Source organism: Tenggerimyces flavus (assembly GCF_016907715.1).
Lineage (GTDB): Bacteria > Actinomycetota > Actinomycetes > Propionibacteriales > Actinopolymorphaceae > Tenggerimyces > Tenggerimyces flavus.
The window spans coordinates 87,998-109,976 of record NZ_JAFBCM010000001.1; the positions used below are offsets into that span (position 1 = coordinate 87,998).

The window sequence follows — 21,979 nt, forward strand, 5'->3', positions numbered from 1 at the left end:
GAACGACCGGGTACCGCCGGCCGAGCTAGCTGAGCAGCTCCGCCACGGCCTCGTAGGCGCCGACGGTCTCGGCCGGATCTCCCGCCCGGCGGCTGTAGTGGGCGCCGGACACGGCGTCGTACTGAGCCCACCGGACCGCCCGCTCGCGCTCGACCTCCGCGGCATCGGCGAAGATCGCCAGCCGGCGCAGCAACTCGGCGCGCAGGTCGGGCGCCGCGAACAGGCTGTGGCGGCCGCCGACCAGTACCTTGAAGGCGTCGACCGCGAGATCGCCGGCCCAACCCTTCGGGTCGATCGCGAGCCAGGGCTCGCGCTGCGCGCGGACGACGTTCCCGAAGTGCAGGTCGCCGTGCACCATCGTGTCGGGCTGCTTCGAGCCGAGCTCCCGCACGGTCGCGAGCGCCGCGTCCAGGGCCCGCTTCGAGAGCGGCTGGCCCAGCTGGGCATCGTCTGTGCGCAGCGCGTCCTCCCACTCCGGCGCCCGTTCGGCCAGCCGCGGCAGGTGCGGCGGCGCGGGTACGGCCAGCCGCCGGGCGAGCTGCCCGATCAGCGCTGTCTGGTTGTCGACGTCGCCGGCAGCGTCCAACGTCTCCCACTCGCCCTGTTCGAGCAGCATGGCGAAGTTCGCGTCGTCCCGTTCGTACAACAGCACCGCGCCGCGGCCGCCCCAGGTGGCGAACGCGTCGGCCTCGTAGCGGTTGCCCGGGTGCGGGAACGACACCTTCAGCACCGCGGGCGAGTCGTCGAATCGCTTCACCGGCAGGATGACTCCCACGCCGCCGCGGGTGATCGGGGTGGTCGGGATGCACCGCCAGCGGTCGAGCAGGTCCGCCACCAGCTCGGGCAGCGCCGCGAGCCACGTTCGGCCGGCCTCGCCTTCGCGAGAGATCACCGCACTGACGAACGATTCCGGCACCTCGATCACGACATCGCACCCTAGCCTCGATCTTTCGTCCGGCGGTGGGTTCGCCCGGTCCGGCCCGCCCTGGGGCCAATGATCATGTTTACCTGATCATTGGCCGCTTTACGTGGGGTGGACGCCAGGTAGAGCGGTCACTGGCCAGGTAAGGCACCCCACATCCCGTCCGGACGGGGGCGCCGCGCGCCATCGCGCTACGCGCGATGACCGGCGCTATTCGCCAAACACGACCTAGGCTTTCCGCATGGGAGCGAAGATCCAGGTCGCGCACACCTCCGCGCTCGACGCCGAGGTGCTCGACCGGGCCCGGCAGCTGTTGGTCGACGTGTTCGAGGGCGACTGGACCGACGACGACTGGGAGCACTCGCTCGGCGGCGTGCACGTCCTCGCGTTCGACGGCGCGTCGCTGGTCGGGCACGGCGCGGTGGTCCAGCGGCGGCTCATCCACGACGACAAGGCGCTGCGTACGGGCTACGTCGAGGGCGTCGGTGTCCGCTCCGACCTGCGCGGCAACGGCGTCGGGGCGCGGATCATGACCGAGCTCGAAAGCATCATCCGCGCCGCCTACGTCCTCGGCGCGCTCAGCTCCACCGAGGATGCCCTGGAGTTCTACGCCCGCCGCGGCTGGCGCAACTGGGAAGGCGCGACCTTCGCCCTCACCCCCGCGGGCGTCCAGCGCACAGCCGACGAAGACGGCGGCATCTACGTCCTCCCCGCCACCGCCCACCTCGACCTCGCCGGCGACCTCATCTGCGACTGGCGCGACGGCGAACTCTGGTAGCGGCCATCGGCGCAGGTCAGCGCAGGTTGATGGTCATCGCTTCGACGGCGAGCAAGGGGGCGACGTTGGCGGCGATGGCTTCGCGGCAGGCGAGGATGGCGTCGACCTTGGCCAGCACGGCTTCGGGCGGGGTGGACGCTGCGGCGCGGGCGATGTCGGGGCGCAACTCGAGGTTGACGAGCTCTGCTCCCGTGTTCAGCGCGACCGCCAGGACGTCGCGGTAGTACGACATCAGGTCCAGCAGCGCCCGGTCCAGCGCGTCACGCTGCAGCCGCTTGGCCCGGACCTTCTGCTGGTCGTCCAGATCCTTCAACGCTGCTTGCAAAGAACGAGGCTTCGCGCCCTTTCCGCCCACGCCTAGAGCGTTCTCGAGCTCGGTACGTTCGTGCGTGTCCAGCTCGGTCGTCGCCGCCTTCGCCTCCTCCGCGGCCCGCTCGACCAGGGCCGCGGCCGCGTGCACGCAACCCGACAACGTGCCCACCTGCGACGGGATCGAGAGCACCTCAGAACGCCGGTCGCGCACCTCTTCCTTCAGCGCGAGGGCCCGCGCCCGGCCGATGTGCCCCTGCGACGCCCGCGCCGCGAAGAGCGCCATCGAACGCTCGACCCCACGCCGCTCCAACAACGACGCTACTGCCGACGTCGACGGCGTACGCAACACCAGCAGCCGGCACCGCGACCGGATCGTCGGCACCACGTCCTCGACGGTCGGCGCGCACAGCAGCCAGACCGTACGCGCGGCCGGTTCCTCCAGGCTCTTCAGCAGCGCGTCCGCCGCCTGCTCGGTCAGCCGGTCCGCGTCCTCGACCACGAGCACCTGCCAGCGCGCGCCCACCGGCGACATCGCGGACTTCAACACCAGCTCGCGAATCTCGTCCACCCGCAACGACAGCTGCTCGGTCCGCACCAGCGTCACGTCCGGGTGCGTTCCGCTCAACGACGTACGGCAGGCGTTGCACTCACCGCACCCCTCGTTCTGGCACTCCAACGCCGCCGCGAAGGCGCGTGCCGCGTTCGACCGCCCCGAGCCCGGCGGGCCGGTGATCAGCCACGCGTGCGTCATGCCCGAGATCCCCTCGACGCCGGCCAACCGCGCCGCCGCCGCGTGGGCCGCGTTGGCCAGGGTCTCGACCGTCGGCTCCTGCCCGGTGAGGTCCGCCCAGACGCCTGCCATCAACTCTGCCGGCGCCGTCATCGCCGTGCCTCCTCAGGGGAATCCACCGGAACGGGGACGTCGGACTCGGTCGCGACGGGCTCGAGCAACGACTCGACCCTGGCGCGAATCTGGTCCGCGATCTCCGCGGGCTGCTGGGTCGCGTCGACCACCAGGTAGCGGTCCGGATCGAGCAGCGCGAGGTCGAGGAACCCCTGCCGTACGCGCTGATGGAACTCCAGCGACTCGCTCTCGATCCGGTCGGCCGGCCCGTTCGCCGCACCCCGCGCCAGCCCGACCTCGGGCGGAATGTCAAGCAGGACGGTGAGATGAGGCCGCAATCCGCTCGTCGCCCACCGCGACAGCCGCAGCACCTCGCGCTGCGCGAGATCACGTCCGCCACCCTGGTAGGCGAGGGTGGAGTCGATGTACCGGTCGGTGATGACGATCGCGCCCTCGTCGAGCTCCGGGCGGACCATCGTGTCGACGTGCTCGGCCTTGTCCGCGGCGTACAGCAACGCCTCGGTCCGCGGCGACAGGCTGCCGGTCGCGTTGCCCAGCACGATCGAACGGATCGTCTGACCGACCGGCGTCGCGCCCGGCTCGTGCGTCGCGACGACCCGCAACCCACGTTCGACCAGCCACGCCTCCAACCGGCGCACCTGGGTCGACTTGCCGGAACCCTCGCCGCCCTCCAACGCGATGAACAACCCCGTGTCGGAGAACACGCCACGCTCGTGCCCGCTGAACGCCCCGCGCAGGTCGCGGATCAGCGAGACCTTCCGCCGGTCGTCCATCTGCCGGTAGCTGAAGACGCCGAGGAACGTGGCCGCCAAGCCAGCAATGAGGAACGTGATCGAGGCGCCGTTGTACGTGATCGTTCCCTTGCCCAGCAAGGAGATCTGGTGCGCGCCGATCGCGCCGGCGATGCCCGGCGCGGCCGCGAGGACGGCCGCCAGGACGACGCGAGTGAGCGACTGGACGAACGCAAACGTGCGGCCGCGGATCGCGTCGTCGACCTCCATCCCCAGCATCGTGTAGCCGGTGATCCACGCGATGCCGGCGCAGAAGCCAAGCAGGACAGTGAATCCGGAGACCAGCACGATGTTCTGGACGAGCGCCATCATCACCAGCGACCCGCCCGCGCCGGTGAGCGCGAGACCGAACATGCGCTTGCGGGAGAAGCCGGTCAGCAGCCGCGGGCCGAACGCCATGCCGCCCGCGAGGCCGAGGAACACCGCGCCGAACAGCACGCCGTAGCCGGCCTCGCCGCCGCCGAGGTCGGCGACGTACGTACGACCCAGCCCGATCACCACACCGCCGACGCCGAACGCGCCGACCACGCCGATGACGAGACCTCGGACCAGCTTGTTGCGAGCGACGAACTTCCAGCCGACGAAGATCGCGCGGAGCACGCCTTGGCGTTCCTCCGAGCCGTTGCCTGCGCCCTGCCCGGACAGTTCGTGCAGCCGGCTCGCGACGATCGCGCCGACGAGGAACGTGGCGGAGTTGAAGTAGAGCGCGAGGTCGACGGGGCTGGCGAACCAGTTGAGCGTCGCGGACAGCGACTTGTTCAGCAGCGCGAGCAGGGTGAACAGCAGCGCGGCGGGGAGCGCGGAGCCGTACGTCGTGACGAGCGAGAGCTGGTTGGCGACCGCGAGGCGTTCGCGCGGGACGAGGTTGGGGACCGCGGCGTCCTTGGCGGGGAGCCAGACCAGGCTCACGCACTCGATGAGGACGGTGGCGGTCAGCAGCCAGAACAGGTTGCCGACGATCGGAATCGAGACGAACAGGCCGAACCTCAGTACGTCGCCGATCACCAGCGTCCAGCGCCGGTCCAGCCGGTCGGCGATGTAGCCGCCGAGCGGGCCGACGACCACGGCGGGGAGCAGGCGGAGGAGCAGCACGCCGGCGATCGCGAAGTTCTGCGCGCGGTAGTCGCCCTGGGCGAGCTGGCTCGCCATCGCGGTGAGGGCGAGCAGGCCGAGCCAGTCACCGAGGCTGGACAGGCCGAGCGCGATCCAGAGCTTGCGGAACGCGGCGATCTTCAGCACCGCGCCGAGCGCGTGCGCCGGCGGCGCGGCAGTGCGGGCCGCGTCGCCGCCGTTGCTGCTGTCGCCTTCTGGGTGGGCCTGCTCGGACACCCTGTCAGCGTAACGACGCCCTCCCCCGAAAGCCTGGCGAGTGGGGGAACGACGCGCCCGAGCGACTTCCGCTACCGCAGTTGCGTAATCCACGGACGCGACCTACAGTCGGCATTACGACACCGAGGTAGCGAAAAGTGGGAGCCACAGAGATGACCCCAGAGCTGACCGAGCAGCCCGGCCGGCGCGGCCGCCCCCGCGACCCCGGTGCCGATCGGCGCATCCTGGATGCGGCCCGCCAGCTGCTCGCGACCGACGGCTACGAGGCGCTCGCGGTCGACCGGGTGGCCGAGCACGCCGGCGTCGCGAAGACCACGCTGTACCGGCGCTGGCCGAGCAAGGCGCACCTGGTGATCGAGCTGGTCGCCGACCTGCAGGGCCAGGTACGGCTCGAGGAGACCGGCGACCTGCGCAACGACCTGACCGCGCTCGTGCGCGGCATCACCGTCCGGCTGCACGCGGTCGGGGCAGCCCTGGTCGCCGACCTCGCCGCCGCGGTCGCCCGCGACTCGAGCGTGGCGCTCGGCATCCGCGAGCTGTTCAAGGCCTGGCGCGGAGCGGCGATCACGATCCTTTGGGCCGCCCGCGACCGCGGCGACCTGCCTCGAGCATCGAACGCGGAGATCCTCGTCGACCAGCTCGTCGGCCCGCTCTACTACCGCCTGCTCATCACGGGCGATCCGCTCACACCGGAGTACGCGACCAGGCTGGTCGACAGCGTGCTCGGTACCCACGAACCCACCAGTTGAACAGGACCACCACCATGCCTCGGGTACTCATCGTCATCGGCGCCCTCGTCGTCGTCCTCGCCGGCGCGATCGTCTGGCAGCGCGCGAATCCCCTCGTCCTGCGGGTCGAGACCGAGATCGAAGCCTCCGCCGACCAGGTCTGGAACGTCCTCGCCGACCGGGCCGCCTACCCTGAGTGGAACCCGTTCATCGTCCGCTCCGAGGGCGAGCTTGCCGTCGGCGCGACCATCACGAACGTCATGCGCAGCGGCGGAACGGACCGTACGTTCACGCCCACGCTGCTCGCCGTCACGCCAGGCCGCGAGCTGCGCTGGATCGGCCGGCTGTACGTCCCGGGCCTGTTCGATGGCGAGCACTCGTTCGTGATCGAGGAGCTCGGCCCCGGCCGGGTACGGCTCGTCCAGGAGGAGACGTTCAAGGGCGCGCTCGTCCCGTTCCTCACCGGCATGCTCCGCGGCGAGACCCTGCCCGGCTTCCGGGCGATGAACGACACCCTCGCCGTCCGCGCCGCCGCGACGCGCTAGGCAGGTGGGGCTGGCTGAAGGTCCGAGCCGGGCAGCGAGCTCGGCGCGCAGTTCGAGCCCGGCAGCGAGTCGTCGCACGGAGCCTCGTTCGATGCGAAAGCCGTTCCCGTTCCCAGGACCGCGAGTCCCAGCGCCAGCGCGGCCAGGCCGGCCGCGATCGATCCACCTCTCGTACCCATCAGGTGCCCCCTTTCCGTTCGTCCCCTGACCCGCACGAACCAGACCCCAGCTGGCCCGCCTGCCTACCATCCCGTACCCGTCCCGCGGACGAATCGGGGAAACCCCTCGCTTTTGACACCGCACTCAACACTGGCGGCCATCGGTCCCCCCGCCGATGGCCGCCAGTGCCGCTACGGCGCGGCGATGGCTGGCGGAGTGAGGCCGACCCGGTACGGGTACGGCCCGTCCGTCGACCCCGCGTAGAGGTTGCCGCCCGCGGTGACGGCCGCGACCGTCGTGTCGCCCAGCAGCAGCGGCGCGATCAGCAGCGCCGCGGCCCGGCCGCGCGAGTCCGTCCTGTCCTGCACGTCGATGCCGCCGATCTTGAACGTCACCTCCGCGTTCGCGACGGGCTTGCCCTGCGAGTCCACCACGGTCGCCGACAGGTTGATCGGCAGCAGCGGCAGGGAGTGCCGTGGCCCGGTGTACGTGGTCTTCGTGGCCCGCGCGGTGACGGTCGCGACCACCTCGGCCGAGGCCGAGGCGCCGTCTTTGTCGGTCACGGTGACCTTCGCGGTGTACGTGCCGGGCTTGGCGTAGGTGTGCGTCGCGTCGGCGCCGTCCGCCTGGGTGCCGTCGCCGAACTCCCAGCGGTACTTCAGCGTCGCCTGGTCGGCCGGCCCCGGATCGGTCGCCTCCGCGTGGAAGCTGGCCGGCAGCCCCCACTCCTGCTTGACGTCCGCGGGCCTCGCGACGACCGGCGCCGCGTTCTCGATCGGCTGGCGCAGGTCGAACGGCTGCTCCGCCACGTTGCCGCCCGCGTCGCTGACGACGAGCGTGCCGTTGTACGTCCCGTTGTCGGCGAACACGTGCTCTACGGTCTTGCCCGACGCCGTCGTGCCGTCGGAGAACGTCCAGTCGTACGTCAGCCCGTCGAGGCAGTTGTCCTCCGCGCCGGCGGTGAACGTCACCGGCGAGCCCTCGACGAAAGCGCCGGTCTGGTCGAGGCCGGTGATCCGCGGCTTCACGTCGTCCGGCAGGACCGTGCCGACCTCGTACGTCGCGGCCGTCGCGTGGTCGAACATGTTCATGCTGCCCTTGAGCAGCACGCCCTCGCGCAGCGTGTGCCAGGTGTGCGAGTTCAGCGGCCCGGGGCCGTCGATGTCCAGGTAGAACTTCAACGATCCCGTGGCGGCGACGTCGGGCGCGTAGAGGGCGGGAGCGCCGACCTTGTACCTCAGCTTCGAGCCGGGCGTCGCGGTGCACGGCACCGGAACCTCGTCCGCAACGTTCTCGGCCTTGGCCCACACGGACTTCTTCGCGTCGACGTTTCCCGCGCTGGTGTTGAAGGTCGCCGTCCTCGCGACGACGATGCCCTCCTTGGTCGCCTGCACCTGGCCGTCGGCGTGCAGGTTGACGGTGAGGTCGACCGGGCAGCCGGGGAGGAAGCAGGTCTCCGGGACGAACCCGTCGATCTTCGTGCTGAAGTCGCACAGGACGGCGCCGGCCTGCGGCGTGCAGGCGGTCGGGGCGGTCATCGTCTTCGTCGCGGTGCGGGTGTACTCGTTCGTCTCCTGCCAGTCGTCGTAGCCCTTGTCCCCACAGGGCTTGAAGTCCCCGCCACAGACGAAGATGCCGAACGCGTAGGTGCCTTCGAACGCGAGCTTCAGCCCCTCGCCCTCACCTCGGCCCATCCGGTTGAACACGGTCGCGGTCGATCCCTGCCGTACCTCGGCTGGGTCGACGGTGAAGACGGGCACCTGCGAGTTCGCCCAGTCCAGCCGCGAGATCGCCTTGATCTTGATGCCGGCCGTGACCTCGCAGCCACCGCAGTCGAACAGGTCGTCCGGCACGCAGGTGTCGCAGTGGGCAATCAGTCCGCCGCCGTCGACCGGCCCGAGCGAGCCGACCGGCTTGAGCTGGACGCTGTGCTCGGCGGCGGCGGTCACCGCGGCCGGCTCCGCGTCCTCCAGCGTCACGGCCGCGTTCGCGCCGCCGGTCGCGACGACGGCGACCACGTGGAGATAGATGGTGATCAGGACGAGTGCGAGCGCCCGCGCCACGTTGCGTTGCATTCCTGTGGTTCCCCTCCCGAAGGCGAGACAGCTCGTGCACCCCCCTGACGTGCACGAGTCGTCCGTACGTACACCAAGCCTGGCCGGGGGCGGGCCGTGGTGAATCGGGGAAACCCCTCGCCATTGCCGGTGCCCCACGACGCTGCGCGTTCGGCTGACGACGAATCGTGAACAGGGCATGGTGATACGGTCCAGACTCATGGCGAGAACTCTCTCCACCGGCATCGTCGGGGCCGGCGAGGTCGCCCAGGTGATCCACCTCCCCGTCCTGCAGACGCTCCCGGACCAGTTCGAGGTCCGCGCCATCTGCGACCTCTCCCCCGGCCTGCTCGGCGCGGTCGGCGACCGGTACGGCGTCAAGGCGCGCTACACCAGCGTCGACGAGCTGCTCGCCGGCGAGGACCTCGACTGCGTGCTGGTGCTGAACAGCGACGAATACCACACCGACGCGGTCGTCGCGGCGCTCCAGCAGGACGTGCACGTGCTGGTGGAGAAGCCGATGTGCCTCAGCCCGCGCGAGGCCGAACGCGTCATCGCGGCCAGGGACGCGAGCGGCGCGACGGTCATGGTCGGGTACATGCGGCGGTTCGCGCCGGCTTTCCTTGCAGCCAAGGAGAAAGTCCCCTCGCTGGGAGACATCCGCTACGTGCGGGTCCGCGACATCATCGGCCGCAACGGGCTGTTCATCGAGCCGACCGCCCGAGTCGACCGGCCATCGGACCTCCCGCAAGCCACGCTTGACGAACGCACGGCGCGCGGTCGAGAGCTTGTCACCGAAGCGCTCGGCGACGTCTCCGGCGAGCTCGTGCGCACGTACCGCATGCTCTGCGGGCTTGGCAGCCACGACCTGTCGGCGCTGCGCGAGCTGGTCGGCCGGCCGAAGGGAGTCGTCGCGGCGCGCGGGTGGCGAGGAGGCACGTACCTCACGGCGCTGCTCGACTACGGCGACTTCGTGGCCACGTACGAGACCGGCGTCGACGACCAGCGCCGCTTCGACGCCCACCTCGAGGTGTACGGCGCGACGTCGTCGCTGCGCGTGCAGTACGACACGCCGTTCGTCCGCCATCTCCCGACCACGTTGACGATCGAGGAGACGAACGGCGACGCGTTCACCCGCACGGTCACCCGGCCGCATCTGAAGGATCCGTACACGCACGAGCTGGAGTACTTCCACCGCGCGATCACCGAGGGCTTCGCCCCGAAGACCAGTCCGGAGGACTTCGTCGCGGACCTCGACCTGTTCGCCGAGATCATCCGGGCATTGGGGCGCTAGACCGAGGCGCGTTCGACCAGCGGACAGGGCAGCTTGACCGTGCGGGCCGGGCCGGTGAAGTCGCCGTTCATCCGGCCGAGCAGCAGCTCGCCCGCGTTGGAGCCGATCTCGTACGCGGGGTTGCGGACCGTCGTCAGCGCCGGCATGACCATCGTCGCCGCGTCGATGTCGTCGAAGCCGACCAGCGCGATGTCATCGGGCACGGTCAGCCCGGCCGCGCGGAGGACGTCGATCGCGCCGATCGCGGACAGGTCGTTCGCGCAGAAGACCGCGTCCGGCCTTTCGTCGAGCGCGAGCAGCGTCCGCATCGCGGCCTGGCCGCCGGCGCGGGTCCAGTCGCCCTGCAACAGCATCCGGCCGTCGACCGCGCGGCCCGCGCGCAGCATCGCGTCGTGGTAGCCCTCGGTCCTCGGCGTTCCCGTCCCCGGCGGCCCTTGGATCATCGCGATCCGCTGGCGGCCGCGCTCGAGCAGGTGCGCGGTCGCGTCGCGGGCTCCAGAACGGTCGTCGGTCGAGACCCAGTCGACGCCGAGGTCGTCCTTCGGCGTACCGACGCACACGATCGGCGTCGCGAGCCGGGCCTGGGCGAGGTCGGGCTCGATCGCGGCGTTGACCGCGGCCATCACGATGCCGTCGACGCCGCGGTCGAGCACGTCGTGCAGGAACTTGCGTTCCCGGTCGGCCGAGCCGTCGGTGTTGCAGACGTACGTCCCGTACTCCTGGCCGCCGATGTGGTCGGCGAGGCCTCGGGTGAGGACGCCGTAGAAGGAGTTGGTCAGGTCCGGGACGATCACCGCGACCATGCGCGACAGGTTGGTACGCAGCTGGCGCGCGGCCTGGTTCGGGCGGTAGCCGAGCTCGCGGATGGCGTCCTGGACGCGGTCGCGGGTCGCGGCGTTCACGAGGCGTTTGCCGGACAGCACGTGCGAGACCGTCGTCGGGCTGACCGCCGCGTGTCTGGCCACGTCCGCGAGCCGTACGCGCTCCCCCGGCCTGTTCGCGTCGCTGACGACCATCGGTTCCTCCCCGGCTTCCCCCTCGCCCGCCGGGTCACGGTAGCAGCGGTTCGCGTAGGTCGTGTCTGGCAAATAGCGCCGGTCATCGCGCTCCGCGCGATGGCGCGCGGCGCCCCGCGCCCGTATGGGCGTGGTGCAGGAGGAACTCATATTGGTTATATGGGTGACGAGGTGCACCGCGTCCAGACGGGATGTGGGGTGTCGCGCGCCGGGCGATCTTTGCCAGACACGGCCTAGTCAAAGATCAATGTGCGAAGGGCGACCCGACCCTCCTCGTCGATGACGTAGTGGGCGTGGCCCTCGTCGTCGAGCGCGACGCCCTCGACTCGGCGGAGGTCGCCGAAGTGGTGGAGGGCCTTGCTGCCCACTCCTCCGCCGTCGGTGTCCGGGAGCGTGAAGCGAACGTGCTCCGACGCCGCGATGGCGCCGTGCGGGTGGTCGTCGAGCACGGTCGCGGACTTGCCGGTCGCGTCCAGATCACCGATCACGGCCTCGAACGTGTCGTCGCCGGCGCTGTCGAGTCCGCGGACACCGGCGGGCGCTTCCCTGCTGCCGACGTCGGTGAGGACCCAGACGTTGCCGTGGGTCGGGGTGGCGTCCGGGTCGGTGAAGAGGGCGTCGATGTCGTGCAGCTCGACGAGGATCGGGTGGCCGTCGGCCGTGACGGGATAGCGGAGACCGAGCAGCAGGTTGCCGTTGGCGCGGAACTCGGCGGCCTCGATGTTGATCGGGTGGTCCTCGGGGCGGAGTCGGCCGTTCCAGCGTTTGGCCTCGCGTTCGCCTTTGCGATGGTGGCGTCGACGTACGCCTGTTTGGCTCCGGCACCGAGCGGGATCAGGTCGAGGCTGGCGATGGCGTCGTTGACCGCGCGGTGGATGCCGAACCTGCGGCGGGCGATCTCCAGCTTGGTACGGCCCGCGGTCGCTGCGTGCTCGAGCTCCTCCTCGCTCACGCGAGCGATCCAGGACCGCTTGGCCGACAGCGGGCCAGCCTTCTTGCCGAACTGCGAGCCGAGAATGTAGATGGTGCCGTCGCGCCTGGCACAGGCCTCGGCGTCCTCGGTGCGGCCGCGGTCCTCGGGTGGCTCGGGGTCGGCGTGCACGCGGATCGCCTGCCACCCGTCGTCGAGCGCGGCGCCCTTGGTGTGCACGAGCAGGGCGAGCGCGTCCTCCGCGGCCGCCTCGTCGAGCACCGTGACGAACGCGCGGTCCCAGCCGTGCCTGTCGAGGGTCGGCTGGCTGAAGACGCGGGACAGGTCAGAGGCCTCGTTGGGCTCCAGGTGCAGATCGGTCTCGTGCATGCCTAGCCCAACGTCTCGCGGTCGGTCTGGCGCTCCCGGGTCAGGGAACGTTCCGGGTCAGCCCCTAGCTGGTGGGGCTGGGCGTGGGGGTAGGGCTGGGTTTCGGGGAGGGAGTGGGGCTGGGCGACGGGTCGGCGGCCCGAACGCGGAACGCGCGGTAGATCCGCTGGTGCACGGTGTTGCCGGCGGCGTCGGTCGCCTGAGCGCGCAGCGTCACGTACGACTGGGGTTTCGTCGCGATCCGCGCCGTCCACGACGCCGGGTGCTTGGTGACCGGCGCCTCGGTCCAGGTCAGGCCGTCGTCGTAGGAGATCTGTACGGCGAGCTTGGTGACCTCCGCCGCCGGTGCGCCGCGTTCGCGCTGGATCCAGATCGGGAGCTCGTAGGCGTCCTTCGCCGAGACCTCGCCACGCAGGTCGGTCTCGGGATGGAACCGTACGGCCATCAACGGGAGCACGCCCGAACCGTTCGACGACACCGTCCAGCTCGCGGTGATCTTCGTCGAGGTCGGCCACCAGGGCGCCTTCCGGGCGAGCTCGGTGTCGATGCGAAGCTTCGCCGCACCGTTCGGGATCGTGAAGCCGCCGCGCCCGGCCTGGTTGATGGTCTTGACCAGCGTGCCGTTGCGGAACAGCTTCGTGAAGCCCTTGTCGACGGTCAGCGTCTGGTCGATGTCGGGGTCGTCGACCTGCCCGGATCCGTCGGCCAGCAAGGGGATCACGGCCTCGACGTCGGTGCCGTCGCGCGAAACCCAGTGCGGATGGACGACCTTGTCGAACGGTGCGCCGAAGCCCGGCCCGATGACCGGCGCCCCGACCGTGATCGACTTCGGTTTCCCCTTCTGCAGCGCGCGAATCGCCTCGTACCCGCTGCCGGTCGTGTCCTCCGACGCGGGCCCGCCGACCGACTCCCAGGAGGAGCGGGCGTACCACGTTCCCGGCGTCGAGAACTCCGTCCGTTCCAGCGGCAGCGCGAACTCCTCGGAGGAGAGATCGCCCGCGGGGAAGGAGTACTGGCGCCCGCTGATGGCAAGGTTGTCGTAGGTGTAGCCGACCGCGTCGAACGGCGAGGCGTTCACGTACCTCGCGTCGACGCGGGCGAGGTCGGCGTCGTGGAAGGTCCCTCCGGGCGCCGCGGGGATCGTTCCGGCCGTGGGGGCGACGAGGTCGTAGCGGTACGGGCTCGCCGGCTCGCCTTCGACGGAGATCTTCCCGCCCTGCTTGGCGAGCTGCACGAGCTTCGCGCCACCGGCGCGGGTGGTGTAGAGCGTCGGAAGGATCCGTCCGTCGGCGCCGCTGATCAGCCCCGGACGGAACCAGACGATCGCGAGTCGCCCACCGTTCCTCGCGATCGCACGGATCGTGGCACTGAGGTCGGAGTCCTCGGTCGGCGTGACGACGACCGCCTTGCCCCGCACGCCGCGGTTGGCGATCTCGGCGGGTGCCCCGGCGCCGACGTCGACGAGCTTCAGCTCCTCCTTGCCGACGAGGTGCGGCTGGTACGGCAGCCACCAGACGTCGAGGTCCAGCCCCGGCGCGGCGACGGTGACGTCGGTCGCGGTCAGCTGGGCGCGGACGTAGAACTCGAAACCGGCCGTCACCGGCCCGACGTTGCCGGCGTACAGATCGTCGAACGTGCCGGCGAGCTCGACGCCCTCCTCGCCCTGGATCCCGTTCTTCCGGCTCACCATCGCGACGCGGAAGATCCGCGCGTCGGGTCGGTCGACGCCGAAGCGCACGCGGTTCGCCCGGCGGGCGTCGAGCGTCAGGGTCTGGTTGCGGCGGACGTCGAGGTTGGGCTGGGCGAGCATCGTGACGGACGGCTCGAGCTTGCCGGGGCTCGGGGACTCGACAGTCGCGACGACCAGGTACCGGCCGCCGGTGAGCTGGACGGTCTCGCCGGCCTGGGCGACGACGTACGTGCCGTTCGTGCTCTGGAACGTCGCCGAGCCCGTCTTCGCCAGGTTGCCGGTGCGGTCGACGAGCTTGACCTTGACCGCGAGTGTCGGCGCTGGCGCGGCCTGACCCACCCCGGCGCCGACGAGGATGCTGCCGACCGTGAGCGCGACTACCAAGCGCGATGCAACCGTCACGTTCCAGCACTATATGGGCATCACACCCGAAGCGGCACCCTTCGGTCTACTTCGGGCGATCTACGCGCTTCGGGCCAACCTACGAACGCTTGGCAGCGGCCTTCTTCGTGGTCTTCTTCGCCGTCTTCTTGGCGGTGCTCTTCTTCGCCGCGGCCTTCTTGGCCGGGCGCTTCACCGGACCGCGGGCACGCTTCTCGGCGAGCAGCTCGATCGCGCGCTCGAAGGTGAGCTTCTCGACGTCGTCGTCCTTGCGCAGCGTCGCGTTGGTCTCCCCGTCGGTCACGTACGCACCGAACCGGCCGTCCTTCACCACCACCGGCTTGCCCGACACCGGGTCGGCGGCGAACTCGCGCAGCGGCGGCGTCGCGGCACCGGAGCGGCGGCCGCGGGCCTTCGGCTGCTTGAACAGCTCCAGCGCCTGCTCGATCGTGACCGTGAAGAGCTCCTCTTCGGCGCCGAGCGAACGGGAGTCCGAGCCGCGCTTGACGTACGGGCCGTACCGCCCGTTCTGCGCGGTGATCTCCTCGCCGTTGTCGGGATCCTTGCCGAGCGACCGCGGCAGCGACAGCAGCTGCAGCGCCTCGTCCAGCGTCACCGTGTCGAGCGCCATCGACTTGAACAGCGAGCCGGTGCGCGGCTTGAGATCCTTCGGCGAGTCCTCGGGCAGCACCTCGGTGACGTACGGGCCGAAGCGTCCGGCCTTCGCCACGACCTCGCGACCGCTCTCCGGGTCGGTGCCGAGCGCGACCTCCGCGCCGGCGGGCTGACTGAGCAGCTCGGCCGCGCGTTCCGGCGTCAGCTCGTCCGGCGGCAGGTCGTCCGGCACGTTCGCGCGGTTGCCCGCGTCGTCCTCGACGTACGGGCCGTACCGGCCGACGCGCACGACCACGCCGTCCTCGGACCCGTCGGCGTTGCGCAGCCGGAACGTCGAGATCTCACGGGCGTCGATGTCGCCGAGGTCGGTGACGAGCTGCTTCAGCCCGTCCTCGCCGTTGCCGAAGTAGAACCGGGCGAGCCAGGTCTGCATGTCGTCGCGGCCGCTCGCGATCTCGTCGAGCGCGTCTTCCATGCCGGCGGTGAAGTTGTAGTCGACGAGGTGCGCGAAGTGCTGCTCGAGCAGTCGCACGACAGCGAACGCGAGCCAGGTCGGGACGAGCGCCTGGCCCTTCTTGTAGACGTAGTCGCGGCCGGTGATCGTGCCGATGATCGTCGCGTACGTCGACGGCCGGCCGATCTCGCGCTCTTCCAGCTCGCGGATCAGCGTGGCCTCGGTGAAGCGTGCCGGCGGGCGGGTCTCGTGGCCCTCGTGGTCGACCCGGTTCGCCGACAGCTGGTCGCCCTGGGCGACGTCGGGCAGCCGGCGCTCGGCGGAGTCGGACTCGGTCGACGCGTCGTCGACGCCCTCGACGTACGCCTTGAGGAAGCCGTGGAACGTGATGACCTTGCCGCTCGCGGTGAACTCCGCGTCCTGGCCTTCGGTCGAACGGGCGCCGACGCGGATCGTGACGCTGCGGCCCTCGGCGTCGCGCATCTGGGAGGCGACCGTACGCATCCAGATCAGCTCGTACAGCCGGAACTCGTCGCCGGTCAGCCCGGTCTCGGCGGGCGTCCGGAAGACGTCGCCGGAGGGGCGGATCGCCTCGTGCGCCTCCTGCGCGTTCTTCACCTTGCTGGTGTAGACGCGCGGCTTGTCCGGCAGGTAGTCGCTGCCGAACAGCTGACGGACCTGCGCGCGGGCCGCGTTGATCGCGGTCTCCGACAGCGTGATCGAGTCCGTACGCATATAGGTGATGTAGCCGTTCTCGTACAGCCGCTGCGCGATCTGCATGGTGCGGGCGGCGCCGTACCCGAGCTTGCGGGACGCCTCCTGCTGCATGGTCGTGGTGCGGAACGGCGCGTACGGCGACCGCTTGTACGGCTTGGACTCGACGCCGCGGACCTCGAAGGTCTGGGTGCGCAGCCCCGCGGCGAGCGTGGTCGCGGCGCTCTCGTCGAGGTGGACGACGTTGCCCTGGCTCGCCTGCTTGAGCGTGCCGTCGGAGGCGAAGTCGCGGCCGGTGGCGACGCGCCTGCCGTCGACGCTGGCCAGCCGGGTCATGAACGCGGCGGGCTCGCGGCCGGCGCCGGAGTCGAGCTCGGCGACGACGTCCCAGTACGTGGCGGCGCGGAACGCCATCCGCTCGCGCTCCCGGTCGACGACCATGCGCGTCGCGACGCTCTGCACGCGGCCGGCGGACAGCCGCGGCATGACCTTCTTCCACAGGACCGGGCTGACCTCGTAGCCGTACAGCCGGTCCAGGATGCGCCGGGTCTCCTGCGCGTCGACGAGGTGGTCGTCGATCGAGCGCGGGTTGGCGACGGCCGCCTCGATCGCCTCCGGGGTGATCTCGTGGAAGACCATCCGGTGGACGGGGACCTTGGGCTTGAGCTCGTCGAGCAGGTGCCACGCGATGGCCTCGCCCTCGCGGTCCTCGTCTGTCGCGAGGTAGACGCTGCCGGCGTCGGCGAGGACGTCCTTCAGCTTCTTCAGCGTTGGGCGCTGCCGCGCGGGGACCACGTAGAGCGGCTGGAAGCCGTCGTCGACGTTCACGCCGAGGCGGGCCCAGGGCTCCTTCTTGTACTTCGCCGGCACCTCGGAGGCGCCGCCGGGGAGGTCGCGGATGTGGCCCACGCTGGACTCCACGACGTAATCGTTGCCGAGGTAGCCGGCGATCGTTCGCGCCTTGGCTGGCGACTCGACGATCACCAGGCGCGGACCACCCTCGGTCGACCTGTCGTTGGCGGGCACGCTTCTCCACTCTCCTTAACGAGCTGTAACGAGCTGTTCGGCCTCACTCCATGCGGTCGAGGCCCGCTAGACCGTAACCGTACGGGCAGCCCCTCGATTTCGCGGGTACCCGGCGACATTGCGCGGGTTTCCCTTCGGCTGCCTTTCGGGGGTCGCTCATTAGCATCCGAGAGGTGAGAGTACGTCGAACCGCCACCGTTCTCACACTCGGTGTCCTCTCCGTGGTCCTGTCAGCTTGTTCCACGCCGACCGATTCCGGGTCCCCGTCACCGTCCGTGACCCCTTCGCCGAGCGTTCCCACGAGAGCGTCGGTGACACCTCGGCCGGCCGCGCCGTCGACCCCCGCGTCGACCGTTCCGTTGGTGCTGGCGACGCACGCGACGCGTCGGCCGCTGTCGATCTCGCTTGCGGTGGCCGAGTCCGTTCTCGCAGGTCAGACGACCAACTGGAGTGCTCTGGGTGACGTCGCCGGGCGGCTGGTGCTGGACCGGTCTTCGGCGGCCTTGAGCGCGGCGCAGAAATCCCGTGCGGTCCTGGCCGTGGCACCGGCCACGCGGGTCGGCCCGGGGGTGTCGGCGGTGCTGGTGGACGGCGTCGACCCGCTGCGCGACCCCGCTCGGTATCCGTTGCGCGTGCCGGGCTCGGGGCAGCCCGCTCAGGTGACGACGGTGTCGGTGGTGGGCGACATCATGCTGGCGCGGCGGGTCGGTGCGTCGTTGGGCGGCGACTTCGCCCGGCCACTGCGCCCGACGGCACCGCGGCTGGCCGCGGCGGACCTGACGATCGGCAACCTGGAGAGCACGCTGTCCCGGCTGGGGCCGCGTACGCAGGGCGACGACTCGTTCGGCGCGGACCCGCGGGTGCTGGCGGGGCTGAAGCTGGCCGGGTTCGACGTGGTGTCCCTCGGCAACAACCACGTCGGCGACTACGGCCTGGAGTCGCTGACGGTGACGCAGCGGCTGCTGCATCGCGGTGGGTTCGCGACGGTCGGGGCCGGCGCCTCGCTGGCCGACGCGTGGAGGCCGGCGGTGATCGCACGGGACGGGGTGCGGTTCGGGATCGTGGCGTTCAACGCGATCGGCGAGACGCCACGGGCTTCGACGCGGCCGGGTGCGGCTTCGGTGCGGATGGAGCCGCGGACCGGGCCGTTGAACGCCTCGGACGTCGCACGGCTGCGTACGACCATCGCTTCACTGCGACCTTCCGTGGACGTGGTGCTCGTGGTGCCGCACTGGGGCACGCAGTACACGCACTCCCCCGTGCCCGACCAGCGCACGGTCGCCCGCGCGGCCATCGACGCCGGCGCGGACCTGGTTGTCGGCGGCCATCCGCACTGGGTGCAGGGGGTGGAGGTCTACAAGGGCCGGTTCATCGTGCACTCGCTGGGCAACTTCGTCTTCGACATGGACTGGGAGGACGAGGTCCGCGAGGGCCTGGTGCTGGAGCTGACGTACTGGGGCCCGGCGCTGAAGTCGATGCGCTTCGTCCCGTACCGGATCGCGACGAACTCGGACTTCGCGCCCCGCTTCGTCTCCTGGGAGAACGGCGGCTCGGAGATCCTCTCCGACCTGTGGTCGACGAGCGGCCCACCGTTCAGCCTTCGCTGACCTCGTCGTACGGCAACAGCCTGAAGTGATTGGCGCCCCAGATGGGGCGGAGCATGCGGAAGTGCCGCTGGTCCAGGGTCATCAGCTCGGTCGTCCGGTAACGATCGGCCAGCACGACGTTCGACGCATCGGCGATGCCGACGTAGTCCCCGTGATAGCTGTCGATGACGCCGAGCGCCACGGCATGGTCACTCACCGACCAGGTGGCAAGCTCGAACGCACCGTTCACGAGATCCTCGGCGAAATATCGCGCGCCCCTCGGACCGAGCTCATCCGCCAACAAGTAGTCAGCCTCAACGACGATCATGGGCGAGACGATGAGCTTCTCGCGTCTTTCGCGGACCAGGCGAGGAAGAATGCTGACGATCGCGTCGTGCTCGGCCTGGCCCTCGTCATACCAGGCGACGATCGCGCTAGCGTCGACGATGATCGCCATCAGCGACCGAAACCCTCCCGCAGCTTGGCGTCCATCTCCTCTGCCGTGAGCGACCTGGCGCTGCGGAACCCGCCAAGCCTGGGCAAGGGCTGAGGCTCGTTCTTGTCGATCAGCTTCTCGATCTCTTGGGCGAGCGTCAGCCCGTCCCTTGCGGCGAGCTGATGCAGCCGGTCGCGCGTGCTCTTGGGCACCTTGATGGTCGTGCTAATCATACCGCCGAGTATACCGCAGCTCCAGGAGTGCCTGCCAGAACGAGGCCGTCACGGCCGGGTCGCGCTGCCTCGGACGTGGGGCGAGGCGGGGTTGGGGCCGCGCTCGGGGAAGCGGAAGCGGTGCACCTCGTCCAGGACGAACCCGGCCGCCTCGATCGCGGCCGCGGTGTCGCGGCCGGTGTGGCAGCCGCCCGCGACGTACGGCCAGATCGTGGCGTCGAAGAACCGCTGCACCCCATGGAGCAGGCTGCCGGACGGCGCGGCGACGTGTTCGTAGAACCGCAGCTGGCCACCAGGTCGCAGCACCCGCCGGATCTCGGCCAGCGCTCTCGCCTGGTCGGGGACGCTGCACAGCACCAGCGAGGTGACCGCCGCGTCGAACACAGCGTCGTCGTACGGCAGGTCGTCCGCCACGCCGTCGACGACGGTCACGGGCACCGGCGCGGAACGGGCGGCCAACACCGCGGCGGCGTGCAGGTTCGGTTCGGGTTCGACCGCGACGAGCTCGGTGACCTGGCGCGGGTAATGCGCGAAGTTCAGGCCGTGGCCGGCGCCGATCTCGATCACCCGCCCGGACAGGCCGGCGACGAGCGCGCGGCGGTGCTCGAGTACGCCGGCGCGGTCCATCGCGGCGCTGACGCGCTGGTACTGCCGGGCGAAGAAGGGGCGCGACTTGGTCGGCACGACTACAGAAGATAGGCCCAGACGAGCGCAGCCGTGCGCGTCAGCTGTGGACGGCTGATCAGGTTCGGCTTGTCGTTCGCGTTGTGATAGCCCGCGTACCCGTGCCCGCCGACCCGGGCCGCCGCGATCCCCACCTTCTCGAACGACCAGTGGTCGCTGCCCCGGTTCGTCCCGCGCGACGTCGCGATCCGCACCCGCCGGCCGGTCGCGACCAGCGCGTCGGCGACGGTCAGCGCCGCGCGACCGCCGGTCCGGACGCGTACGTTCGGGCCGGTTCCGACCCGGTCCAGCGACACCATGCCGCGGATTGCGCGACGTTCCTCGGCAGGGAGCTGGGCCAGGTAGTGCCGCGAGCCGTAGTGGTGCCGGAGGTCGCCGTCGCCGCGTGGCTCCTCGGCCGCGAAGGCCGCGAACAGCACCGGCAGCCTCGGTGGTCGCAGGACGGCCATCCGGGCGAGCTCGAGCACGATCGCGACGCCGGACGCGTTGTCCTCCGCACCCGGTGCCTGCGGAACGGTGTCGAGGTGCGCGCCCACGACGAGGTGCGGCCGGGTGCCGTCGAAGCCGGGCGACGTCGCGATCAGGTTGTCGGCCTGCCCGCTCGGGACGCGGACGCCCCACGAGACGCCGGCGGGCACGCGGACGGTCTGCCGCCGGACGTCCAGCCCCGCGGCGGTGAACCGGCCCTCGACGTACGTCGCCGCCTCGCGGTACCCGGCCGACGAGGCTTCGCGCGGGCCGATTCGACCGGCGAGCTCGGTGATGACGGCGACCGCGGTCGCGACCTCGAACCTGGCCGGCCGCGGGACCGGCGAAGGCGTCGGCGTTGCTGTGGGCGTCGGCGTCGGCGAGGCCGAAGGAGTCGGCGAGGCGGAAGGCGGACGACTCGGGGCCGTGGGAGTAGGGCTCGCCGGCTCGTTCTCCTCGGGCGCCGTGCATCCGGCCACGCCGAGCGCGGCCAGCCCCACGGCGAACTCCCGACGGCGCATGTCCCAGGTCTAACCCGCCGAGGCGAAAAGCCCTAGAAAGCGACCGGCTAGGGTGAGGCCTCGCAGGGGGACAAACGGGGCAGTGAGTCATATTGGGGTAGAGGACCGCCGTGCGCACCGATCGCTGGGCCTGGACGGCCGCGCTCGTCCTCGCCCTTGCCGTCGCCTGCAGCCCCGGCGAACCCACCCCCGACACCACGGCCGAGCCGGTCGCCCTCGACCCCTGTGACCTCGTCTCCGCGACCACGGTCGCCGACGTCGTCGGACCCGCGCTCGCCTCGCCGTGGGACGGACTGGCCGGCGACCTCACCACCGGCATCTGCTCCTGGCGCCTCGAGGTCGACATCGGCGACGTCAGCGACGTCGTACGCCGGCCCACCCGCCGCCTCCTGCAGATTCGCACCACCGCCAGCAACGACTGCGGCGAGGCGACCAGCACGCCCCTCCCGAGCCAGAACGGGTCGACGCTCCGCTTCTGTTGGAACGACGGCACGGCCGACGTCACGTACGAGGCGGTCGACGACCTCGGCGGGCAGGACGTCGCACCGGACAAGGCGCAGGTCGAGCTGATCCTGCAGCGCGTGGTCCGCGAGGTGGACGAGCGCCGGACGACGGCCAAGCGGCTCGCGCCGGACCCGGCCCGTACGCAGACCGCGACGCCCAAGCCCGTTAAGAACGTCTGCGACCTGGTCGCGCCGGCGACGCTGCGAGCCGCTCGCGTTCCGCGAGCCCAGGACCCGGTCGACATCGGCGTCTCCACCAAGTGCGTCTGGAACGACGGTCGCGACCGGTCGCTCGCGCTCGTTTTCACCCCGTACGGCAACGGCCAGGGCCGCCCTGGCAGTGCGTTCGCGAACGTCGCGGTCGAGCAGTTCGCGTACGTCTGGCAGGTCGAACCGACCAAGGACGGCGCGTACTTCGGCGACTCGCTCCACGTCGACGGCAGGGCCGCGGTCGGCGCGTTCCAACTCGACGTCGCCATGACCGACCTGGACGGGTCGGATCCACGGCTCCAGGAGTTCGCGACCAGCGTCATACGGGACGCCGCCAAGGCGCTCCCGCAGTAGAAAGGGCACAG

20 protein-coding genes are annotated in these 21,979 nt (G+C 70.8%); 6 read left to right on the forward strand and 14 right to left on the reverse strand.

The annotated features are described in order from the left end of the window. Nucleotides 1-25: 25 nt before the first annotated feature. Nucleotides 26-925 carry an aminoglycoside phosphotransferase family protein gene (locus JOD67_RS00480; protein WP_205113805.1) on the reverse strand — a complete coding sequence of 300 codons (900 nt, stop codon included), beginning with the start codon at nt 923-925 and terminating at the stop codon, nt 26-28. A 238-nt stretch (nt 926-1,163) separates the two neighbouring features. On the opposite strand from JOD67_RS00480, the gene JOD67_RS00485 reads away from it, so the two are divergent. Next, nucleotides 1,164-1,700 (forward strand): GNAT family N-acetyltransferase, encoded by a 537-nt coding sequence (locus JOD67_RS00485; RefSeq protein WP_205113808.1) that lies wholly within the window; start codon nt 1,164-1,166, stop codon nt 1,698-1,700. Between the two features lie 16 nt (nt 1,701-1,716). Here JOD67_RS00485 and JOD67_RS00490 read toward each other — a convergent pair whose 3' ends face one another. Both JOD67_RS00490 and tmk read right to left on the reverse strand, forming a co-directional pair. Beyond that, on the reverse strand, nt 1,717-2,895 hold the full coding sequence (locus JOD67_RS00490) for a DNA polymerase III subunit delta' (protein WP_205113810.1): 1,179 nt from the start codon (nt 2,893-2,895) through the stop codon (nt 1,717-1,719). Continuing rightward, nucleotides 2,892-4,997: a dTMP kinase gene (gene tmk, locus JOD67_RS00495; RefSeq protein WP_205113812.1), complete on the reverse strand. Its 2,106-nt coding sequence runs from the start codon at nt 4,995-4,997 to the stop codon at nt 2,892-2,894. Before tmk ends, JOD67_RS00490 begins: the two co-directional genes overlap by 4 nt. A 152-nt stretch (nt 4,998-5,149) precedes the next feature. Here tmk and JOD67_RS00500 point away from each other — a divergent pair, with 152 nt between their 5' ends. Together JOD67_RS00500 and JOD67_RS00505 are read left to right on the forward strand one after the other, a co-directional pair. Continuing rightward, nucleotides 5,150-5,746, forward strand: a complete 597-nt coding sequence (locus JOD67_RS00500; RefSeq protein WP_205113814.1) for a TetR/AcrR family transcriptional regulator — start codon at nt 5,150-5,152, stop codon at nt 5,744-5,746. A 14-nt stretch (nt 5,747-5,760) separates the two neighbouring features. Beyond that, nucleotides 5,761-6,270 carry an SRPBCC domain-containing protein gene (locus JOD67_RS00505; RefSeq protein WP_205113816.1) on the forward strand — a complete coding sequence of 170 codons (510 nt, stop codon included), beginning with the start codon at nt 5,761-5,763 and terminating at the stop codon, nt 6,268-6,270. On the opposite strand, the gene JOD67_RS00510 is transcribed toward JOD67_RS00505, so the two are convergent. Both JOD67_RS00510 and JOD67_RS39715 read right to left on the reverse strand, forming a co-directional pair. Further along, nucleotides 6,267-6,449, reverse strand: coding sequence for a hypothetical protein (locus tag JOD67_RS00510; RefSeq protein ID WP_205113818.1), 183 nt, complete (start codon nt 6,447-6,449; stop codon nt 6,267-6,269). The two genes, JOD67_RS00505 and JOD67_RS00510, sit on opposite strands and share 4 nt — an antisense overlap. A gap of 171 nt (nt 6,450-6,620) precedes the next feature. Beyond that, entirely contained in the window at nt 6,621-8,504 is a 1,884-nt protein-coding gene (locus JOD67_RS39715) for a PKD domain-containing protein (protein WP_239553677.1), read from the reverse strand. A gap of 199 nt (nt 8,505-8,703) precedes the next feature. Here JOD67_RS39715 and JOD67_RS00520 point away from each other — a divergent pair, with 199 nt between their 5' ends. Beyond that, on the forward strand, nt 8,704-9,777 hold the full coding sequence (locus JOD67_RS00520; protein ID WP_205113820.1) for a Gfo/Idh/MocA family protein: 1,074 nt from the start codon (nt 8,704-8,706) through the stop codon (nt 9,775-9,777). On the opposite strand, the gene JOD67_RS00525 is transcribed toward JOD67_RS00520, so the two are convergent. The 5 genes from JOD67_RS00525 to topA form a co-directional block, all read right to left on the reverse strand. After that, nucleotides 9,774-10,793, reverse strand: a complete 1,020-nt coding sequence (locus JOD67_RS00525) for a LacI family DNA-binding transcriptional regulator (RefSeq protein WP_205113822.1) — start codon at nt 10,791-10,793, stop codon at nt 9,774-9,776. The two genes, JOD67_RS00520 and JOD67_RS00525, sit on opposite strands and share 4 nt — an antisense overlap. A gap of 233 nt (nt 10,794-11,026) precedes the next feature. Next, entirely contained in the window at nt 11,027-11,281 is a 255-nt protein-coding gene (locus tag JOD67_RS00530; RefSeq protein WP_205113824.1) for a hypothetical protein, read from the reverse strand. Continuing rightward, on the reverse strand, nt 11,278-12,093 hold the full coding sequence (locus tag JOD67_RS00535) for a hypothetical protein (RefSeq protein ID WP_205113826.1): 816 nt from the start codon (nt 12,091-12,093) through the stop codon (nt 11,278-11,280). Before JOD67_RS00535 ends, JOD67_RS00530 begins: the two co-directional genes overlap by 4 nt. A 64-nt stretch (nt 12,094-12,157) precedes the next feature. Then, nucleotides 12,158-14,185 (reverse strand): protease-associated domain-containing protein, encoded by a 2,028-nt coding sequence (locus JOD67_RS00540; RefSeq protein ID WP_205113828.1) that lies wholly within the window; start codon nt 14,183-14,185, stop codon nt 12,158-12,160. A gap of 79 nt (nt 14,186-14,264) precedes the next feature. Further along, nucleotides 14,265-16,973 carry a type I DNA topoisomerase gene (gene topA / locus JOD67_RS00545; protein ID WP_307782219.1) on the reverse strand — a complete coding sequence of 903 codons (2,709 nt, stop codon included), beginning with the start codon at nt 16,971-16,973 and terminating at the stop codon, nt 14,265-14,267. A 311-nt stretch (nt 16,974-17,284) separates the two neighbouring features. Here topA and JOD67_RS00550 point away from each other — a divergent pair, with 311 nt between their 5' ends. Then, nucleotides 17,285-18,580 (forward strand): CapA family protein, encoded by a 1,296-nt coding sequence (locus JOD67_RS00550; protein WP_205113831.1) that lies wholly within the window; start codon nt 17,285-17,287, stop codon nt 18,578-18,580. Here the strand turns inward: JOD67_RS00550 and JOD67_RS00555 are convergent. From JOD67_RS00555 to JOD67_RS00570, 4 genes are read right to left on the reverse strand one after another with little or no spacing between them, the layout of a single operon-like run. After that, nucleotides 18,567-19,016: a PIN domain-containing protein gene (locus tag JOD67_RS00555; protein ID WP_205113833.1), complete on the reverse strand. Its 450-nt coding sequence runs from the start codon at nt 19,014-19,016 to the stop codon at nt 18,567-18,569. The genes JOD67_RS00550 and JOD67_RS00555 overlap by 14 nt on opposite strands. Then, complete coding sequence (locus JOD67_RS00560) at nt 19,016-19,228, reverse strand: hypothetical protein (protein WP_205113835.1); 213 nt, start codon at nt 19,226-19,228, stop codon at nt 19,016-19,018. Before JOD67_RS00560 ends, JOD67_RS00555 begins: the two co-directional genes overlap by 1 nt. Before the next feature lie 48 nt (nt 19,229-19,276). After that, nucleotides 19,277-19,912: a class I SAM-dependent methyltransferase gene (locus JOD67_RS00565; protein ID WP_205113837.1), complete on the reverse strand. Its 636-nt coding sequence runs from the start codon at nt 19,910-19,912 to the stop codon at nt 19,277-19,279. A gap of 2 nt (nt 19,913-19,914) precedes the next feature. Next, the gene (locus JOD67_RS00570) at nt 19,915-20,901 is read right to left on the reverse strand and encodes a M28 family metallopeptidase (protein ID WP_205113839.1); all 987 of its coding nucleotides are present in this window, start codon (nt 20,899-20,901) and stop codon (nt 19,915-19,917) included. Between the two features lie 110 nt (nt 20,902-21,011). Here JOD67_RS00570 and JOD67_RS00575 point away from each other — a divergent pair, with 110 nt between their 5' ends. Continuing rightward, nucleotides 21,012-21,968: a hypothetical protein gene (locus JOD67_RS00575; protein ID WP_205113841.1), complete on the forward strand. Its 957-nt coding sequence runs from the start codon at nt 21,012-21,014 to the stop codon at nt 21,966-21,968. The last annotated feature ends 11 nt before the right edge of the window (nt 21,969-21,979 follow it).

Excerpts from the sequence above, each read along its gene's own strand:
- JOD67_RS00485 (WP_205113808.1), top strand. The coding sequence starts at position 1,164 with ATGGGAGCGAAGATCCAGGTCGCGCACACCTCCGCGCTCGACGCCGAG.
- JOD67_RS00490 (WP_205113810.1), bottom strand. The coding sequence starts at position 2,895 with ATGACGGCGCCGGCAGAGTTGATGGCAGGCGTCTGGGCGGACCTCACC.
- JOD67_RS00500 (WP_205113814.1), top strand. The coding sequence starts at position 5,150 with ATGACCCCAGAGCTGACCGAGCAGCCCGGCCGGCGCGGCCGCCCCCGC.
- JOD67_RS00505 (WP_205113816.1), top strand. The coding sequence starts at position 5,761 with ATGCCTCGGGTACTCATCGTCATCGGCGCCCTCGTCGTCGTCCTCGCC.
- JOD67_RS00510 (WP_205113818.1), bottom strand. The coding sequence starts at position 6,449 with ATGGGTACGAGAGGTGGATCGATCGCGGCCGGCCTGGCCGCGCTGGCG.
- JOD67_RS39715 (WP_239553677.1), bottom strand. The coding sequence starts at position 8,504 with ATGCAACGCAACGTGGCGCGGGCGCTCGCACTCGTCCTGATCACCATC.
- JOD67_RS00520 (WP_205113820.1), top strand. The coding sequence starts at position 8,704 with ATGGCGAGAACTCTCTCCACCGGCATCGTCGGGGCCGGCGAGGTCGCC.
- JOD67_RS00525 (WP_205113822.1), bottom strand. The coding sequence starts at position 10,793 with ATGGTCGTCAGCGACGCGAACAGGCCGGGGGAGCGCGTACGGCTCGCG.
- JOD67_RS00535 (WP_205113826.1), bottom strand. The coding sequence starts at position 12,093 with ATGCACGAGACCGATCTGCACCTGGAGCCCAACGAGGCCTCTGACCTG.
- JOD67_RS00555 (WP_205113833.1), bottom strand. The coding sequence starts at position 19,016 with ATGGCGATCATCGTCGACGCTAGCGCGATCGTCGCCTGGTATGACGAG.
- JOD67_RS00560 (WP_205113835.1), bottom strand. The coding sequence starts at position 19,228 with ATGATTAGCACGACCATCAAGGTGCCCAAGAGCACGCGCGACCGGCTG.
- JOD67_RS00570 (WP_205113839.1), bottom strand. The coding sequence starts at position 20,901 with ATGCGCCGTCGGGAGTTCGCCGTGGGGCTGGCCGCGCTCGGCGTGGCC.